At 63.6% G+C, this 16989-nt stretch carries 21 protein-coding genes; 7 read left to right on the forward strand and 14 right to left on the reverse strand.

Annotated elements, in window-relative coordinates; genetic code table 11:
• Positions 1 to 13: 13 nt before the first annotated feature.
• The 5 genes from AC07VI_RS03485 to AC07VI_RS03505 all read right to left on the reverse strand — a co-directional run bounded on the left by AC07VI_RS03485 (position 14) and on the right by AC07VI_RS03505 (position 4815).
• Positions 14 to 709 carry a fumarylacetoacetate hydrolase family protein gene (locus tag AC07VI_RS03485; protein WP_086143813.1) on the reverse strand — a complete coding sequence of 232 codons (696 nt, stop codon included), beginning with the start codon at positions 707 to 709 and terminating at the stop codon, positions 14 to 16.
• Between the two features lie 78 nt (positions 710 to 787).
• Positions 788 to 2083: an MFS family transporter gene (locus tag AC07VI_RS03490; RefSeq protein ID WP_086143989.1), complete on the reverse strand. Its 1296-nt coding sequence runs from the start codon at positions 2081 to 2083 to the stop codon at positions 788 to 790.
• Between the two features lie 151 nt (positions 2084 to 2234).
• The gene (gene pcaF, locus AC07VI_RS03495) at positions 2235 to 3437 is read right to left on the reverse strand and encodes a 3-oxoadipyl-CoA thiolase (RefSeq protein WP_492995721.1); all 1203 of its coding nucleotides are present in this window, start codon (positions 3435 to 3437) and stop codon (positions 2235 to 2237) included.
• 27 nt (positions 3438 to 3464) lie between these two features.
• Positions 3465 to 4106, reverse strand: a complete 642-nt coding sequence (locus AC07VI_RS03500) for a 3-oxoacid CoA-transferase subunit B (RefSeq protein WP_492995723.1) — start codon at positions 4104 to 4106, stop codon at positions 3465 to 3467.
• 10 nt (positions 4107 to 4116) lie between these two features.
• Positions 4117 to 4815, reverse strand: coding sequence for a 3-oxoacid CoA-transferase subunit A (locus AC07VI_RS03505; protein ID WP_086143810.1), 699 nt, complete (start codon positions 4813 to 4815; stop codon positions 4117 to 4119).
• Between the two features lie 165 nt (positions 4816 to 4980).
• Between AC07VI_RS03505 and AC07VI_RS03510 the strand changes: the two genes are divergently transcribed.
• On the forward strand, positions 4981 to 5808 hold the full coding sequence (locus AC07VI_RS03510; RefSeq protein WP_099374177.1) for an IclR family transcriptional regulator domain-containing protein: 828 nt from the start codon (positions 4981 to 4983) through the stop codon (positions 5806 to 5808).
• Between the two features lie 14 nt (positions 5809 to 5822).
• Here the strand turns inward: AC07VI_RS03510 and AC07VI_RS03515 are convergent, their stop codons facing one another.
• From AC07VI_RS03515 to AC07VI_RS03530, 4 genes are read right to left on the reverse strand one after another with little or no spacing between them, the layout of a single operon-like run.
• Positions 5823 to 6668 (reverse strand): ChaN family lipoprotein, encoded by an 846-nt coding sequence (locus tag AC07VI_RS03515; protein WP_492995725.1) that lies wholly within the window; start codon positions 6666 to 6668, stop codon positions 5823 to 5825.
• Between the two features lie 56 nt (positions 6669 to 6724).
• The gene (locus AC07VI_RS03520; protein ID WP_086143807.1) at positions 6725 to 7156 is read right to left on the reverse strand and encodes a YeeE/YedE family protein; all 432 of its coding nucleotides are present in this window, start codon (positions 7154 to 7156) and stop codon (positions 6725 to 6727) included.
• 8 nt (positions 7157 to 7164) lie between these two features.
• Positions 7165 to 7590 carry a YeeE/YedE family protein gene (locus AC07VI_RS03525; protein WP_086143988.1) on the reverse strand — a complete coding sequence of 142 codons (426 nt, stop codon included), beginning with the start codon at positions 7588 to 7590 and terminating at the stop codon, positions 7165 to 7167.
• Positions 7591 to 7597: 7 nt separating this feature from the next.
• The gene (locus AC07VI_RS03530) at positions 7598 to 7951 is read right to left on the reverse strand and encodes an ArsR/SmtB family transcription factor (RefSeq protein ID WP_086143987.1); all 354 of its coding nucleotides are present in this window, start codon (positions 7949 to 7951) and stop codon (positions 7598 to 7600) included.
• A gap of 333 nt (positions 7952 to 8284) precedes the next feature.
• Here AC07VI_RS03530 and AC07VI_RS03535 point away from each other — a divergent pair, with 333 nt between their 5' ends.
• Entirely contained in the window at positions 8285 to 8683 is a 399-nt protein-coding gene (locus AC07VI_RS03535; protein WP_139842366.1) for a PEP-CTERM sorting domain-containing protein, read from the forward strand.
• A gap of 65 nt (positions 8684 to 8748) precedes the next feature.
• On the opposite strand, the gene AC07VI_RS03540 is transcribed toward AC07VI_RS03535, so the two are convergent.
• Genes AC07VI_RS03540 through AC07VI_RS03555 form a run of 4 tightly spaced genes read right to left on the reverse strand, consistent with a single transcriptional unit; the run spans position 8749 to position 11502 of the window.
• Positions 8749 to 8928, reverse strand: coding sequence for a hypothetical protein (locus tag AC07VI_RS03540; RefSeq protein WP_086143805.1), 180 nt, complete (start codon positions 8926 to 8928; stop codon positions 8749 to 8751).
• Positions 8925 to 9326 (reverse strand): DUF3224 domain-containing protein, encoded by a 402-nt coding sequence (locus tag AC07VI_RS03545; RefSeq protein WP_086143804.1) that lies wholly within the window; start codon positions 9324 to 9326, stop codon positions 8925 to 8927. Before AC07VI_RS03545 ends, AC07VI_RS03540 begins: the two co-directional genes overlap by 4 nt.
• 14 nt (positions 9327 to 9340) lie before the next feature.
• On the reverse strand, positions 9341 to 9910 hold the full coding sequence (locus AC07VI_RS03550) for a DUF1697 domain-containing protein (RefSeq protein ID WP_086143803.1): 570 nt from the start codon (positions 9908 to 9910) through the stop codon (positions 9341 to 9343).
• Between the two features lie 14 nt (positions 9911 to 9924).
• The gene (locus AC07VI_RS03555; RefSeq protein ID WP_086143802.1) at positions 9925 to 11502 is read right to left on the reverse strand and encodes a sensor histidine kinase; all 1578 of its coding nucleotides are present in this window, start codon (positions 11500 to 11502) and stop codon (positions 9925 to 9927) included.
• Positions 11503 to 11704: 202 nt separating this feature from the next.
• Between AC07VI_RS03555 and AC07VI_RS03560 the strand changes: the two genes are divergently transcribed.
• Positions 11705 to 12043, forward strand: a complete 339-nt coding sequence (locus AC07VI_RS03560) for a hypothetical protein (RefSeq protein ID WP_226935421.1) — start codon at positions 11705 to 11707, stop codon at positions 12041 to 12043.
• Positions 12040 to 12885, forward strand: coding sequence for an HDOD domain-containing protein (locus AC07VI_RS03565; protein ID WP_086143800.1), 846 nt, complete (start codon positions 12040 to 12042; stop codon positions 12883 to 12885). Before AC07VI_RS03560 ends, AC07VI_RS03565 begins: the two co-directional genes overlap by 4 nt.
• A 159-nt stretch (positions 12886 to 13044) precedes the next feature.
• Here the strand turns inward: AC07VI_RS03565 and AC07VI_RS03570 are convergent, their stop codons facing one another.
• A complete protein-coding gene (locus AC07VI_RS03570; protein ID WP_034746769.1) occupies positions 13045 to 13371 on the reverse strand; it encodes a hypothetical protein in 327 nt (108 codons plus the stop codon).
• Positions 13372 to 14033: 662 nt separating this feature from the next.
• Between AC07VI_RS03570 and miaB the strand changes: the two genes are divergently transcribed.
• The 3 genes from miaB to ybeY are packed head-to-tail and all read left to right on the forward strand — an operon-like array spanning position 14034 to position 16910.
• Complete coding sequence (miaB, locus tag AC07VI_RS03575) at positions 14034 to 15401, forward strand: tRNA (N6-isopentenyl adenosine(37)-C2)-methylthiotransferase MiaB (RefSeq protein ID WP_099420170.1); 1368 nt, start codon at positions 14034 to 14036, stop codon at positions 15399 to 15401.
• A complete protein-coding gene (locus AC07VI_RS03580; protein WP_086143798.1) occupies positions 15398 to 16462 on the forward strand; it encodes a PhoH family protein in 1065 nt (354 codons plus the stop codon). The genes miaB and AC07VI_RS03580 overlap by 4 nt, the downstream gene beginning before the upstream one ends.
• Complete coding sequence (gene ybeY, locus AC07VI_RS03585; RefSeq protein WP_492995731.1) at positions 16446 to 16910, forward strand: rRNA maturation RNase YbeY; 465 nt, start codon at positions 16446 to 16448, stop codon at positions 16908 to 16910. Before AC07VI_RS03580 ends, ybeY begins: the two co-directional genes overlap by 17 nt.
• Positions 16911 to 16989 lie beyond the last annotated feature (79 nt).

Genomic DNA, 16989 nt, shown 5'->3' on the forward strand with positions numbered 1-16989 from the left:
TCTCCTTGACCGCTCAGACCACTTGCACGCGCAATTCGCCCAGGCCGTCGATGGCTCCCACCAATTCGTCGCCGCGCTGTACGGCCGCCACGCCGGCCGGCGTGCCCGTGTAGATCAGGTCGCCCGGCTGCAAGGTAAAGTAGGTGGACAGGTCGGCGATGGTTTCGGCCACGTTCCAGATCAGCATCTCGACGCTGCTGCTTTGACGCAGATCATCATTCACGCGCAGGGTGATGGCAGCATGGCTGATGTCGCCCGCCTGCGCGGCCGGCGTAATGGGGCCGATCGGCGCCGAGTGTTCGAAGGCCTTGCCCGTTTCCCATGGACGGCCCAGCTTTTTCGCCGCGCCCTGCACGTCGCGCCGCGTCATGTCCAGGCCGATCGCATAGCCCCACACGTGGTTCAATGCATCGGCCACGCCGATATCGCTGCCGCCCTTGCCAATGGCCACCACCAGCTCCATTTCATGCTGGAAATCCTGCGTCTGCGCCGGGTACGGCAATTCTCCCGTCGTGCCGGCCGGCACGGGCAGCACGGCGTCGGCCGGCTTCATGAAGAAAAACGGCGCCTCGCGGCCCGTATGGCCCATTTCCTTGGCGTGCTCGACATAGTTGCGTCCCACGCAATAGATGCGGTGAACAGGAAAAGTATCGACGCTGCCGGCAACGGGTACGCTGGCTTGCAAGGGTGCGGGAATAACATACGACATGACAACTCCTGATCGGCACGGTGGAAAAAGGCGGCAATGAAAAAGGGGCACCGCGGTGCCCCTTATTCTACGACAACGTTACTTCAGCAAGCCCGAGCGGCTCGGGTCCGGCATGCGGATGGCAACGATGAAGGAAATCAGGCACATGATGGTGACGTACCAATAGAAGTACTCTTCCACGTGCAAGGCCTTGAACTGCAGCGCCACGTATTCGGCCGAACCGCCGAACATGGCGTTGGCGACCGCATACGACAGGCCCACGCCCAGCGCGCGCACTTCGACGGGGAACATTTCCGCCTTGATCAAGCCGCTGATCGAGGTGTAGAAGCTGATGATGGCCAGCGCGATGATGATCAGGCCGAACGCCGCGTACGGGCTGGAAATATCCTTCAAGGCGTGCATGATCGGCAGCACGCACAGGGTGGCCAGGCCGCCGAAGAACAGCATCGAGGTGCGGCGGCCGATGCGGTCGGACAGGGCGCCGAACACCGGTTGCAGAATCATGTAGACGAGCAAGGCGCAGGTCATGACGGCGCTGGCCGTCTTGGTATCCATGCCGGCCGTGTTCACCAGGTATTTCTGCATGTAGGTGGTAAACGTGTAGAACACGAGCGAGCCGCCGGCAGTAAAACCCAGCACGGTAATAAACGCGCGCTTATGCTTGAGCAAGCCGCGCAGGCTGCCCGCGTCCTTGTCCTTGCGCTCGCTGGCGGTAGTCGTTTCCGTCAGCGATTTACGCAGGTTCAGCGAGACGAGGGCCGCCAGGGCGCCAAAGACGAACGGGATGCGCCAGCCCCAGGCACGCAGCTCTTCCAGCGTCAGCAACTGCTGCAGGATGACCAGCAACAGCAATGCCAGCAACTGGCCGCCAATCAGCGTCACGTACTGGAACGAGGCAAAGAAGCCGCGCTTGCCCGATTCCGACACTTCGCTCATATAGGTAGCGCTGGTGCCGTATTCGCCGCCGACGGACAGGCCCTGGAACAGGCGCGCCACCAGCAGCAGGAAGGGCGCGAAGGCGCCGATCGTGTCATACGTCGGCATGACGGCGATCATCAAGGAGCCGCCGCACATCATCAGCACGGAAATCATCATCGACTGGCGCCGGCCGTATTTGTCGGCGATGCGGCCGAACAGCCAGCCGCCCACCGGGCGCATCAGGAAGCCGGCGGCAAAGATGCCTGCCGTCTGCAGCAGTTGCGTGGTGGGGTTACCGGAAGGGAAGAAGGCGTGCGAGAAATACAGGGCGCAGAAGGAATAAATGTAGAAGTCGAACCATTCGACCAGGTTACCGGAAGAAGCGCCAATGATGGCCTTGATGCGCTGCTGGGAAGTCAGCTGCGCAACGTCATGCGGAGTATCGTGGGAAGTCATATCAATCTTCTTGTTCGTGTAAAAAAGACAACACCAGCCGGATTGCGCGGGCTGGTTTTGCATCATACGCCCTTGATCAAGGTCAAAAAGCCGTCCGGCATACGGGTTAATACGTACTACCGGCAACTTTTTCGCCTGCGGGCGCATGGAATCAGACCCGTTCCAGCACCAGCGCGATGCCCTGGCCTACACCGATGCACATGGTACAGAGCGCATAGCGTCCGCCCGTGCGGTGCAGCTGGTTGACGGCCGTCATGGCCAGGCGCGCACCGGAGGCGCCCAGCGGATGGCCGAGGGCGATGGCGCCGCCGTTCGGGTTGACGCGCGGATCGTCGTCGGGCAGACCCAGCTGGCGCAGCACGGCCAGGCCCTGCGCGGCAAACGCTTCGTTCAGTTCGATGACGTCGAAGTCGGCCAGGCTCAAACCCGTCATGGCCAGCACTTTCAGGGTGGCGGGCGCGGGGCCGATACCCATGATGCGGGGCGCCATGCCGGCCGTCGCCATGGCCACGACGCGGGCGCGAGGCGTCAGGCCGAAACGGGCAGCGTTCGCTTCGTCGGCCAGCAGCAGGGCCGCCGCGCCATCGTTGACGCCGGATGCGTTGCCGGCCGTGATCGTGCCATCGGCGCGCACGACAGGCTTGAGCTTGATCAAGGTTTCCAGGGTGGTGGCGCGCGGGTGCTCGTCGCGGGCAACGATCATCGGCTCGCCCTTCTTCTGCGCGATGCTGACGGGACAGATTTCGCTGTCGAACACGCCCGCCTGCTGCGCCGCCAGGGCCTTGACCTGGCTGGCCAGGGCGAACGCATCCTGGTCAGCGCGGCTGATGCCGAAGTCGCTGGCCACGTTTTCCGCCGTTTCCGGCATCGAATCGACGCCGTACCGCGCCTTCATCAGCGGGTTGATGAAGCGCCAGCCGATGGTCGTGTCTTCCATTTTCATGCCGCGCGAAAATGCGCTGTCGGCCTTGCCCATGACGAATGGCGCGCGGCTCATGCTTTCCACCCCGCCGGCGACCAGCAAGCCCGCTTCGCCGCTCTTGATGAAGCGCGCGGCGCTGCCGATGGCGTCCAGGCCCGAGCCGCACAAACGGTTCAGGGTGGCGCCCGGCACGCTGTCGGGCAAGCCCGCCAGCAAGGCGGCCATGCGCGCCACGTTGCGGTTGTCCTCGCCCGCCTGGTTGGCGCAGCCGTACAGCACGTCCGTGACGGCCGTCCAGTCCACGTTGGGGTTGCGCGCCATCAAGGCACGGATGGGCACGGCGCCCAGGTCGTCGGCGCGCACGCCGGACAGGCCGCCGCCGTAGCGGCCAAACGGCGTACGCTGCGCGTCGCAGATATAAGCGTGAGTCATGCTCTTTCCTCCAAGAAAGTGATTGAATTAACGTCCGTCCGTCAGCGGCACGGCCGTCAAGGCTTGCAGCTGTTCAAAACTCAAGCCATCGGCCAGTTCGACGACCGTGGCGCCGTGTGGCCCCAGATCGAGCACGGCCAGGTCGCTGTAGATGCGGCTGACGCAGGCGATGCCCGTCAGCGGGTACGAGCACGCCTGCACCAGCTTGCTTTCACCGCCCTTGGTCAGCAATTCCATCATGACCCACGTCTTCTTGGCGCCGATGGCCAGGTCCATGGCCCCGCCCACGGCGGGGATGGCGTCGGGCGCGCCCGTGTGCCAGTTGGCCAGGTCGCCCGTGGCGGACACCTGGAAGGCGCCCAGCACGCAGATGTCCAGGTGACCGCCGCGCATCATGGCGAAACTGTCGGCATGGTGGAAATAGCTGCCGCCGGCCAGCAGGGTGACGGGCTGCTTGCCCGCATTGATCAGGTCGTAGTCTTCCTCGCCGGGTGCGGGCGCAGGGCCCATGCCGATCACCCCGTTTTCGCTGTGCAGGATGATCTCCGCGCCGGCCGGCAAGTGATTCGCCACCAGGGTCGGCAAGCCGATGCCCAGGTTCACGACGGCGCCCTCATGGATGTCGGCCGCCACCTTGGCCGCCATCTGGTCTCGATTCCATTTTCGCATTTGATACTCCTCAGGCAGCTTTGAAGCCGGCGGGGCCGGTGGCCGTGCGCGGCACTTGCACGATGCGCTGCACGAACAGGCCCGGCGTGATGACGTGTTCGGGGTCGATGCTGCCCAGTTCAGCAACTTCGTGCACGGAAGCAATGCTGACCTTGGCGGCCATGGCCATGATGGGACCGAAGTTGCGCGCCGTCTTGCGGTAGGTCAGATTGCCCCAGCGGTCGCCCTGCTCCGCCTTGATCAGGGCGAAATCGGCGTGGATGGGCGATTCGAACACATACATGCGGCCGTCGATTTCGCGCGTTTCCTTGCCCTTGGCCAAGTCCGTGCCATAGCCCGTGGGCGTAAAGAAGCCGCCGATGCCGGCGCCGGCGGCGCGGATGCGCTCGGCCAGGTTGCCCTGCGGCACAAGTTCCAGCTCCAGCTTGCCCGCGCGGTACAGGGCGTCGAAGACGTGGGAATCGGTCTGGCGCGGGAACGAACAGATGATCTTGCGCACTTGCCCGTTTTTCAGCAGGGCGGCCAGGCCCGTGTCGCCATTGCCCGCATTGTTGTTGACGATGACAAGATCGCGCGCGCCCTGCGCGATCAGGCCGTCGATCAGCTCGGCCGGCTGGCCCGCGCCGCCGAAGCCGCCAATCATGACGGTGGCGCCATCGTGGATATCGGCCAGCGCGTCAATCACGCTGGAACGCAGTTTGTCGATCATTGCGGTCTCCTCCAAATCAAACTCATCTGCCATTTGTTCGCATAACGAACAAATATTCGTATTTAGAACTTATTCGTGAGAATATGCCTGATCGGGGTGCTTGTCAATTTGCCGTTTTCGCCACCGCCATGGCTATAATTGCCACCTTGCCCCATTGGAATTGCCATGACCGCACGCAGCAGCACGCCCCTTGCCACCGAAGAAACCCTGGATGCCGACGGCGCGCCGCGTCCCGGCGACAGTTATGTGCAATCGTTCGCGCGGGGCCTGGCCGTGCTGCGCAGCTTCGGCGCGGACGCGCCGCAACAGACCCTGAGCGAAGTGGCGGAACGGGCGCAGCTGACGCGCGCGGGCGCGCGGCGCATCCTGCATACCCTGCTGCATCTCGGTTACGTGGAAGCGGACGGGCGCTTGTTCCGCCTGACGCCCAAGGTGCTCGACCTCGGCTACGCCTACCTGTCGTCGCTGCCCGTGTGGACGCAGGCGCAGCCGCTGCTGGAAGAATTGATGCAGACCTTGCGCCAGTCGTGCTCGGCCACCGTGCTCGACGGCGACGACATCGTCTACGTCGTGCGCCTGTCCGCGCACCGCACCATGTCGATCAACCTGGGCATCGGCAGCCGATTGCCCGCCTACTGCACCTCGATGGGCAGGGTGTTGCTGTCGGGCCTGACGCCCGAGGCGCTGCGCGAACGGCTGTCGAAGATGGCGCTGCTGAAAATCACGCCGGCGACCAAGGTCGATATCGACGTCCTGATGGAAGAGATAGCGCAAGTGCGGCGCCAGGGCTGGTGCCTGGTGCAGGAAGAGCTGGAACAGGGCTTGATCGCCCTGGCCGCGCCCGTGTTCGATCGGGCCGGCAAGGTGGTGGCCGCCATCAACGTCAGCGGCCAGACGGCGGGGCCGTCCGTGGCGCACCTGCTGGAACACAGCCTGCCGAAACTGCTCGATACGGCCAGCCGGGTCAGCGCCCTGGTGCGGGTGCAGCAGTGATTATTTCCTGAACCTTATTTTTTAAACTTCGCGCACGGATCCGGGCGCGGCTGCGCGGGCATCGTTTGCGTCAAATCAAACGTGCCCTTGTAGCCGGTGCTACCCTGCTCCAGGTAGCCGATGCTGCGCAGGTTCAGTTGCGGATCGGCCAGCTTCAGCCAGCGGGGCACGCCGATATCCTTGCGCACATGGTCGTTGCCGGCGATCAGCACCACGTCGCGCGGCGCCTGGTCGCGGATCAGCTTGGCCATCCAGATATCGCGCGCCACCTGGGCGTTGACGACACCGTTGATCATCATGTCGGGCAACATATTGCAACGGGCCGCCTGGACTTCCTTTTGTTGTCCTTCCAGAATATCGGCCGGCATGGGCGCGGCCAGGTACGTGGCCACCATGGCGGGCGGCATGGACCATTGAATGCCGTCGCGCACGATGCGCGAGGCGTCGGCCGGCGACAGGTTGCCGGCAATCAAGGTCAGCTGGTAGCTGATGACGAGGTCCAGCACGGGCCGGTACATGCTCCAGTCCCAGCGCGGCTGCTCCATCACGCGGATGATGCAATCGGGGTCGGCGCATTCGCGCGCGGCGCGCGTCAGCAAGGCCTGGTTTTCGCGGTCAAATTGCTCCATGACGATCACGGGACGCCAGCCGGCCGCCAGGCGGCGCTGCAATTCCGCGACGCGCAGGCGCTGGCCTTGCGCATTGTCATGCACTTCGCCGAGCAACAGCACTTGCGGGTTAGGCAAGGTGTCGGCCACGGGCGCGGGCGCGGGCGGCGCTTCCTTCTTCAGCAAGCTGCCGCAGGCGGCCAGCAGCAGCGCGCTGCACAGCACGGCGGCGCGCACGCCTGTTCGTTGCATTACAGTCTTCATGGTATTCGGGCATCCTGAATGGCGATGCGCCAGATTGTACCGTCTCAGGCCGACGCCGGCGCCTGGCGGCGCTCCAGCACTTCAAAAACGGCCATGCCGGCCAGCATGGCGAGCACAAACATCCACGCCTTCGGCTGGCCCGCCAGCAGGGACACGAGGGCGGGACCGGGACAGAAACCGGCAATGCCCCAGCCCGCGCCAAAGGCCAGGCTGCCCAGCAGCAAGCGCCGGTCGATGCGGCGCGACACGGGCAATTGCATGGGGTCGCCCAGGAGCGACCTGGTGCGCCGGCGCGCCAGCCAGAACGCGGGCATGGCGACGGCGATGGCACCGCCCATCACCAGCGCCAGCGACGGGTCCCAGGCGCCGGCCAGGTCGAGAAAACCGAGCACCTTGGCCGGGTTGCTCATGCCGGAGACGATCAGGCCCAGTCCAAAGACGAGGCCGCTCAACAGGGAAAGGATCAGCTTGCTCATAAGCTTGCTCACAGATGGCGCAACAGATAGACGGTGAGGAAACCGGCTGCCATGAAGGCACAAGTGGCCGCCAGCGAACGGGGGGACAGGCGCGACAGGCCGCACACGCCGTGGCCGCTGGTGCAGCCGGCGCCGTAGCGCACGCCCACGCCCACCAGCAAGCCCGCGACGATCAGCGCTGGCGTGCCCGCGTCGATCTGCACGGGCGGCAAGGCTTGCCACAGCTGGTACAGCAGGGGCGTGCCGGCCAGGCCGGCGAGAAAGGCGATGCGCCAGCCCAGGTCGCCACTGCGCGGGCGCAGCAAGCCGCCGAGAATGCCGCTGATGCCGGCGATGCGGCCATTGAACAAGATCAATAGCGCAGCCGCCAGGCCGATCAGCATGCCGCCGGCCAGCGAGGCGAACGGCGTAAAGTATTCCCACGCAATCGTCATGGCCATCTCAGTCGGCTTCGTCGTTGAACGGCGGGCGCGGCGCGCAAAATTGCGCATACAGCACTTGCAGCACGGCCAGCACGGGCGCGCTGGCGACGCGGTAATAAATCTGCTTGCCGTCGCGCCGCGTGGCCACCAGCATTTCTTCGCGCAGCACGCCCAGCTGCTGCGACAGGGTCGGCTGGCCGATGCCCACTTTCTGCTCGAGGTCGCTGACGCAATGCTCGCCCTGTGACAGCTGGCACAGCAGCATCAAACGGTCGGCATTGCCCATGGCCTTGAGCAGCGAACTGGCCTTGTAGGCCGATCCGCGCATGGCGTCGAGATTGTATTGTGTTTCTTGCGTTGCGACCGTCTCCATCATGCCCTCCCACAGGCTGCGTTATGCATCATCATGCGATAAACAATATACTAATCAATATATTGTTTTCCTGCTGGCGATTCGCACAAAAAAACAACAGTGTTTTCGCGCCGATAGCGTACTCATGCGAGGCGCGCGGCAGCGATAGCGCCGGCACTATCAAAATGACAAATATTCGTAATTAATAGCAAATATACATACCAAAATTGCCATGGGTTGTGCTGTAATAAGAAGTCATCAGAAAAACCATGATACGCCCCCGTACAGGCGAATTATCCGTCCATGCGCCAGCCGGTCTCGGCGGCGCCACGCGGTGAACACAGGGAGATCAAGATGAAGATTGTTCAGCCGCTATGCGTGGCCATGCTGGCGCTGTCGGCCAGTGCATGGAGTGCGGCGGCAGTGAGCGAGACGGGCAAGCTGCCTGACGCGGACGCGCGTGTCGTAATCGATGAAAACATCAGCCTGAACAACAATCCAGGCTGGGAAACACCGGACGTGCCGTATGCGCGCCTGCTGGCCGATACCAGTCCCGCGCAAGCCGCGCCCCCCTGGAGCAGCGCGCGCCGTGCCACATTGGCGCCTGCCAGGGCCGGCGCATCCGCTCCCGCGCAACAGAACAGCGTACCGGCGGCCGTGCCGGAAGCGAGCATGTATTCGATGCTGCTGGTCGGCCTGGGCTTGCTGGCATTTAGCGTACATGGCGAAAAACAGGAAAAATTCGATGGGTAAAGCTCTTCCAGCGGCGCACTGCCCTGCTGAAAAAATTCCGCCTCGTGCGGAATTTTTTTTACCGCTTACTTTTCCGTCAGGCGGCAAACCCGCTCAATAGTACCCACCGGAATACGCGCCTTCAGCGCGCGCGCAATGCAGGCCGCCTTGTCGGGGCCGGATGCGGAAATCAGCACGAAGGCGGTCAGCACGACGCTGACGGCGACGAGCACGATCAGGACGCCCTTGACGATGTCCCAGTTCATGGCGCCTCAGCAATATCGTAAGTGAAATCATAATAATGCTTGCCGCCTTCGATGCGGATGGCCATGGCGCCCTGCAAGCCCTGCAGCTGGCCCGTGCCCGTGTCGGGCACCACGGCGAGCGACAGGCTGGGCGTGCCGCGCGCCATGCTGCCGCTGTGCTGCAGATAAAAGCTGCCCTGGCGGCCATCGAGCGTGCCCTCGACGCGTTCCAGCGCCACATAGCCGGCCGACCCGGCCACGCCGGCGCGCACGCTGAGCATTTCGCCCTGCGCGCTGGCGTCGAGCGCGCCGCGATAGCGCTTGTCGAGCGACAGACGCCCCAGTCCCGACTGCGCGGCCGTGGCCGACAAGCTTTCCGGCGTCATGGCCACCTCGAACTCCCCTGTAATCTGCGGCATCACTCCTCCTTGCATCACGCGTTTGCGGCCACGTCTGGCCCATCGAGTAACAATTTCAATTTATGCATGGTGGCCCAGTTGCGCGACGTGACGCCGTCGCCCAGCATGGCGCCCAGGGCCGCCAGCACCTTGCTGGCCAACACGCCGTCGGGACACCAGGCATACGCCGCCCATTGCCCCAGGGCCAGCGCTTCCGGCTGCCAGGACTGCTGCAGCAACGGTGCCAGGCGCTGGACATCGGCCGGATTGTTCAGCACCAGCGCCAGCAGACGGGCCGCGTCGCTCGCCGGCGCCAGCGTATTTTGCGCGATCAGCTCGGCGAACTGGGCAGCCGACAGCACCGTCACGCGCGCCGCCACGCCCAGCTTGAGCACCAGCGCTTCCTCGATGCGGCCCGCGGCCTCGGCCGGCGTCACCTGGCCCGCGTCAAACACCACATTGCCACTGTTGAGTACGGTGCGCACATCCGCAAAACCCAGGTCGCCCAGCAGCTTGCGCAGGTCGGCCATGGCCACGCGCTTGGCGCGGCCGACATTGATGCCACGCAAGAACGCCACTTGCTGTGTATTTGCTACGTTTGCCATGGTTTTCTCCTTGCCTATGCCTGGCCGGCAGGCGCATGGGCGGCGCTGTCCGGCAGCGGCGTCACGCGGGGCAGGCGCAGCAGGAATGTCGCGCCCTGCCCCAGCGTGCTGCTGACCGTGATGGTGCCGCCAAACTGCTTGGCAATCAAGTTGAATACGATATTGAGGCCCAATCCCGTGCCGCCCTGGCCGCGCCGCGTGGTGACGAACGGGTCGAATACGCGGTCGAGCATGTCCGGCGCGATGCCGCGGCCATTGTCGCGCACCTGCATTTCTATCCAGTCGCGGTCGCAATGGACGCCGATATGGATGTTGCCGGCCGTATCCGCGTCGAAGGCGTGCTCGACGCAGTTGAGCACCAGGTTGGTCAGCACCTGTGCCAGGGCGCCGGGGTAGCTGTCAAGCATGATGTCCGGCGGGCAATCGATATCGATGGCGATGTGCGTCTTTTTCAGGGTCGGCTGCAGGCTGGAAATCACTTCGCCGATATAGTCGCGCAATTCGAACAGCCGGCGCGCCTCGCTGACCTGGTCAACGGCGATCTGCTTGAAGCTGTGGATCAGGTGTGCGGCGCGGTAGGCATTGTTCATGATCAAACGCGCGCTCTCGCCGGCCGTTTCCAGGTAGCGCACGATGTCGGTTTTCTTCACCGCGCCGCCGGCCACGGCCGCGCTGATGGCGTCCGTGGCTTCCTTCAGCACCGAAGCGCTGGTCAGCGCGATGCCGACTGGGGTATTGATTTCATGCGCGACGCCCGCCACCAGGCTGCCCAGCGAGGCCAGCCGTTCCGATTGCAGCAGCGACTCCTGCGTGCGGCGCAAGTCGTCCATCGCCTGCGCCGTCTCCTGCTGCGAGCGGCGCGCCACGTCTTCCGCCTGGCGGATGCCGGCGATGATGGACTTGAGCTTGCGCTGCACGGCGTTGAAGCCGCGGATCACGTCGCCCAGTTCATCGCGGCGGTTTTCCGGCAGTTCCTCGACGTCGTCGCTGTCGCGCGTGGCCAGGTCGAACAAACCGTCGCGCAGCTGTTTCAGCGGGTCAAAAACGATGCGCAGGCTCAGCGCCAGCGCGCCCACGAGAATGATGTCAAGCAGCAACACTTCCACCACCTTGCGCCGCACTTCGCCGCGCAGGGCCGCGTCGATCTGCTCGCGGCTGAAATTGACGATGACCTTGCCCACGATCACGGGCTTGCCGCCGGTGGCGGCCGCCACGGCGTCGCGGAACACGAGCGGCGCCTCGACGGGCGTGCCGCCCATGGCCACGTCCGCCTCAAGCGGCACCAGGGTGCCGGAGGCGTCGCGCACTTCGCCCGCGAACAGGCCCACGGAAGCATCGTAGACGCGGATGCCGACCAGTTCCGGCGGCAGCATTTCGGCCGCGACGATGCTGTCGACCTTGGATTTATCGAGATCCCACAGGGCCGAAGGCAAGCTCGTCTGCAAGCGCGTCAGCACGCCGCTGCGCAGGCGGGCGCTGCCCGACTCCAGTTCCTGGCTCAATGTATATTGGGTATAGCTGCCGGAAATGCCCAGCACCAGGGTGACGATCACGACAAAAAGCAACGTCAGCCGGACTTGGATACTCACCATCAATCAACACTCCCGGGACCGGCCGCCGGCCCGCGGCGCGGGCGCAGATACGGCGGCAATGCAACGGCCTGAATCAAATGTACGGTATGACATGCTTATTGGCAAGATTTACAGCATCCCCACTTTCGATAGAGACTTTGATGCAGGTTGAGACATTGCGCGATGGCAATGGTAATATCCCGCAATCATCTAAGGAGTCGTCATGGCGGTCACGCATCAACATCTACCCCTGGAACAAGTTCTTCCCGGCATGATTTTGTCGGACGTCTTGCTCGATGCGCATGGACAAGTGCTGTTGCCGCAAGGCGCGGTACTGACGGAAAACATGCTGGCCCTGATGCCGCGCCACGGCATCGCCATGCTGCCGATCCAGGCGCCGCCCCCGTCGCCGGAAGAAATTGCCGCGCAACAGGCGGCCCACCGCGAGCGGCTCGATTACCTGTTCCGCAAGAATGATCGCGACGACGCCACCGACGTGACCACCACCGTGCTGCGCAACTATGTCTCGGCATACCGCCTGGGCACGGGAGACGCGGCATGAGCACCCAGCTGACGCTCGACGATATCGTCGCCCACCTCGATGACCTGCCGTCGCTGCCTGTGGTGGTGATGGAACTGCTCAACAGCATAGACCAGGAAGACGTGGATATTTCCGTGCTGGCGAAAAAAGTATCGTACGACCAGGCACTGACGGCAAAAACCTTGCGCTTGGCCAACTCTTCACACTACGGCTTGCAGGTGAAGGCCACCACCATCCAGCAGGCGATCACCTACCTGGGCTTCCAGACCACGCGCAGCCTGATCACCTCGGCCGCCATCACCGGCTGCTTCCCCGAGGGCCGCTGCCCCGGCTTTGACGACAAGGCCTTCTGGCGCCATTCCGTGGCCACGGCAGCGTGCGCCAAGGTGCTGGCGCGGCAGATCCGCTTCAACCAGGATTACGCGTTCACGGCCGGCTTGCTGCACAACATAGGTCGCCTGGTGCTGGTAAGCAGCTTTCCCGCACAGTACGCGCAAGTCATCGCGCACCAGGCGGCGCAGGACTGCACCCTGCTCGAGGCGGAGCAAGCCGTGCTGGGCGTGGACCACGTGCAGGCGGGCGTGGCCCTGGCCGAACACTGGAATTTTTCCGACACCATGCGCCTGGCCATCGGCAACTACCTGCAGCCGGCAGCGCCGGGGGCGGGTTTCTTGGCGTCACTGATCCACGTGGCCAATGCCATCGTCTGCGCGCTGGACCTGGCGCAGGCGGGCGACGACATGGTGCCGCGCGTGTCGCCGGTGGCGTGGGACGCGCTGGGCCTGGGCGAGGACACGTATCTGCAGCTGTTCCGCGAAATCGAACTGCGTTACGATGAAATCACCACGGCACTCTTAAGCTGATTCAGGCCGACTCGGCAGGCAGAACCCCAAACGCAAACGGCCCTCGCCTGGAGGCGAAAGCCGTTATGGGTACTGCCATCGTTCCGTCTTGCCCGGTCCACGCCAGCCTGGTGCCGCCAGCAGCTACGCAAGCGGCACAGTCAGCGTACAACCGCCACCTCAGTGCGCGTAATTCGATTCTTGCGCATCGCCGCGGTCTTCTGCTTTTGGACGGCCCTGGGCGTCGGACAAACGGTACTTGGTGCGGCGGTCGCCCATCAGGTCGCGCAGGTCACGGATGCTCATGCCCGTCACTTCATGCATGCGTATCAGCAGCGAGGCGCCGACCGGCAAACGGTGGTGGCGAATCTTGCTGATGACGGGTGGCGCCACTTCGAGCAGGCGTGACAGCGCTGCATCATTCTTCAGCTGCATCTTACTCAGCAGAATGTCGAGCAGGTGGTTAGGGTTGTAACTCTCTTGCGATGCTAATGCATGATGTGCCATGATTTTTCCTCGTCTGGTGAATGTTGAAAGAATGCCGATACGAACTTAAGGCTGGCTTAGAGTGTTTAAATAAACGTCTTTCCATCAGATTCAGCCCTCCCCTCTGCCTTCCATCCATATCGCACTGCCTGCACAGGACTCGCACAGCCACGTCCAATCAACGTGCGCCGCTTGCCGCGTGAGTAAAAGCATGTGCAACCCACCGAAATGAATTGCATATAAGACAATATACTAGCCCAAACACGCTGCATCTGCGCCTCGCGCAAACTTCCTGATTGTTAAATATCAATCAAGCTGCTGGTTGGCTTGGCAACGATGCTATTTCAACACATTAGGATGCCAGCGGGCGCACACAAGGCTTTGCAGCAACTTGTTACAAATCAATGGTGTCGCACGGCAATAAATGCTTTACAGCATCACCGTGCCCGACGTCATGCTCCCCCTGCAATCTTGTCTGCAAGGTCAGCACGGCATGGCCCGTCCCGGCGATTTACGCTAAACTATGGCCTGAACTTGCAGCGAGCCTGCCACCGGGCAGCCAGAGGCGCCCGGCCGGTCATCCACCGCCTCCCGCCCCGAGCGGCGCACGGCGCAAGCCGCCTGGCCGGCTGATTTGCCGCCACACTTATTTGCCGCTCCATTTACCGATAAGCACCGACTCCATGCAGAAAAAAGTATTCATTAAAACCTTCGGCTGCCAGATGAACGAGTACGACTCGGACAAGATGGCCGACGTGCTGGGCGCCTCCGACGGCCTGGTGCGCACCGACACGCCGGAAGATGCCGACGTCATCCTGCTCAACACCTGCTCCGTGCGGGAAAAGGCACAGGAAAAAGTGTTTTCCGACCTGGGCCGCCTGCGCGAACTCAAGCTGGCCAAGCCGCACCTGCTGATCGGCGTGGGCGGCTGCGTGGCCTCGCAGGAAGGCGACGCCATCGTCAAGCGCGCGCCGTATGTCGACATGGTGTTCGGCCCGCAGACGCTGCACCGCCTGCCGCAGATGATCGAGCAGCGCCGCGCCAGCGGCGATGCGCAAGTGGACATCAGCTTCCCGGAAATCGAAAAATTCGACCACATGCCGCCGGCCAGGGTGGACGGCGCCTCGGCGTTTGTTTCCATCATGGAAGGCTGCAGCAAATACTGCAGCTATTGCGTCGTGCCCTACACGCGCGGCGAGGAAGTCTCGCGCCGCTTCGAGGATGTGCTGACGGAAGTGGCGGGCCTGGCCGCCCAGGGCGTCAAGGAAATCACCCTGCTGGGGCAAAACGTGAACGCCTACCGGGGCGCGATGGAAGGCGGCGACATTGCCGACTTCGCCCTGCTGCTCGAATACGTGGCCGACATTCCCGGCATTGAACGCATGCGCTTCGTCACCAGCCATCCGAAGGAATTCACGCAGCGCCTGATCGACGCCTATGCGAAGATCCCGCAGCTGGTCGACCACCTGTACCTGCCGGCGCAGCACGGTTCCGACAAGGTGCTCGGCGCCATGAAGCGCGGCTACACGGGCCTCGAATACAAGTCCATCATCCGCCGCATCCGCGCCGTGCGCCCGAACATGGCCATTTCGTCGGACTTCATCGTCGGTTTCCCCGGCGAGACCCAGGCCGACTTCGACGCCATGATGAAGCTGATCGCCGATGTCGGCTTCGACAACAGCTACAGCTTCATCTTCAGCAAGCGCCCCGGCACGCCGGCCGCCAGCCTGGAAGACGACACGCCGCACGACGTGAAACTGGCCCGCCTGCAGCAGTTGCAGGCGGCCATCGACGCCAACACGCGCAAATACAGCCTGGCCATGGTGGGCAGCGTGCAAACCATCCTCGTCGAAGGCCGCTCCAAAAAGGATACAGACGATAGCGAACTGCAGGGCCGCACGGAAAACAACCGCGTGGTCAATTTCGACGCCGGCCCGGACGCACTGCAGCTGGTCGGCCAGCTGGTCGACGTGCGCATCACCGAAAGCCATTCCTACACCCTGCGCGGCGAACTCGTCGCCAGCTCCCCCGCATTGAAAAGAGCCAGTTGAAAACCAAAGCCCCGATACAGCCGCACTACTTCATCCCCGAGCCGCTCGACAACACGCGCCTGGCGCACCTTTGCGGGCCGCTCGATGAAAACCTGCGCCAGATTTCCGCCGCCCTCGACGTGACGATCTTCCGCCGCGGCGAAAAATTCATCGTCGGCGGCAGCAATGCCGCGCGCGCCGTGGAAATCCTGGAACAGTTCTACGCCATCGCCAACAAGGTCGTGCCGCTGGAAGAAGTGCAGCTGGCCCTGGTGGAACAGCGCGCCGGCCTGTCCGCCGCCTCGGAACACCACGCCAATACGCCCGCCAGCACCTTCGTCGAGCCGGACATCGCCAGCCCCGTGCTGAAAACGCGGCGCGCCGACCTGCGCGGACGCACGCCGCACCAGATCGCCTACCTGCGCGACATCCTCGAACACGACATCAGCTTCGGCGTAGGCCCGGCCGGCACGGGTAAAACCTACCTGGCCGTCGCCTGCGCCGTCGATGCGCTCGAACGCGACGCCGTCAAGCGCATCATCCTGACGCGCCCCGCCGTCGAAGCGGGCGAGCGCCTGGGCTTCCTGCCGGGCGACCTGGCGCAAAAGGTCGACCCCTACCTGCGTCCCCTCTACGATGCGCTGTATGATTTGCTGGGCTTTGATCGCACGCAAAAACTGTTTGAAAAACAGGTGATCGAGATCGCCCCGCTGGCCTACATGCGCGGACGCACCCTCAACCATGCCTTCGTCATCCTTGATGAAGCGCAAAATACCACCGTCGAGCAGATGAAGATGTTTCTGACGCGTATAGGCTTTGGCAGCAAGGCCGTGGTGACGGGCGACGTGACCCAGGTCGACCTGCACAAGAGCCAGACAAGCGGCCTCATCGACGCCGTGCACGTACTCAAGGATGTGCGCGGCATCGGCTTCACGCAATTTAACAGCACCGACGTGGTACGCCATCCGCTGGTGGCGCGCATCGTCGACGCCTATGAAACGGCGCAGGCCGCCAGCGCCGACGCCGCCCAGTTACTCCCCCTGATCAAACCAGCAGCCGCCAAAAATGTCCGAAAAAAATAAACTGTCCTTGTCCGTGCAATACCCGGATGCCCGCCTGGCAACCCTGATCACGCGCCCGAAAGTGCGCCGCTGGGTCAAGGCGGCCCTGTTCGCGCCCGCCGAATTCACCATCCGCTTCGTCGACGCGGAAGAAGGCCGCAGCCTGAACCACGACTACCGCGAAAAGGACTACGCCACCAACGTGCTGACGTTCGCCTACAACGAAGGCGAAGAGCTGGCCGAGGACGAGCCGACGCGCGCCGACATCATCCTGTGCACGGACGTGCTGGAAAAGGAAGCGGCCGAACAAAAGAAAAGCGTGGAAGAGCACACGGCCCATTTGATCGTGCACGGCGTGCTGCACGCGCAGGGCTACGACCACATGGACGACGAGGAAGCGGCCGAGATGGAAGGGCTGGAGACGCAGATCCTGGCCGGGCTGGGGATTACCGATCCCTACCAGGCTTGAGCCTGGCCCCGTCAACCGCGATCGCTCCCGGGCGGCAGTGCGCGCCATGCCACTGCCGCCATTGCCACGCTGGCCAAAT

It is taken from the genome of Janthinobacterium sp. GW821-FHT03A03, from assembly GCF_059421435.1.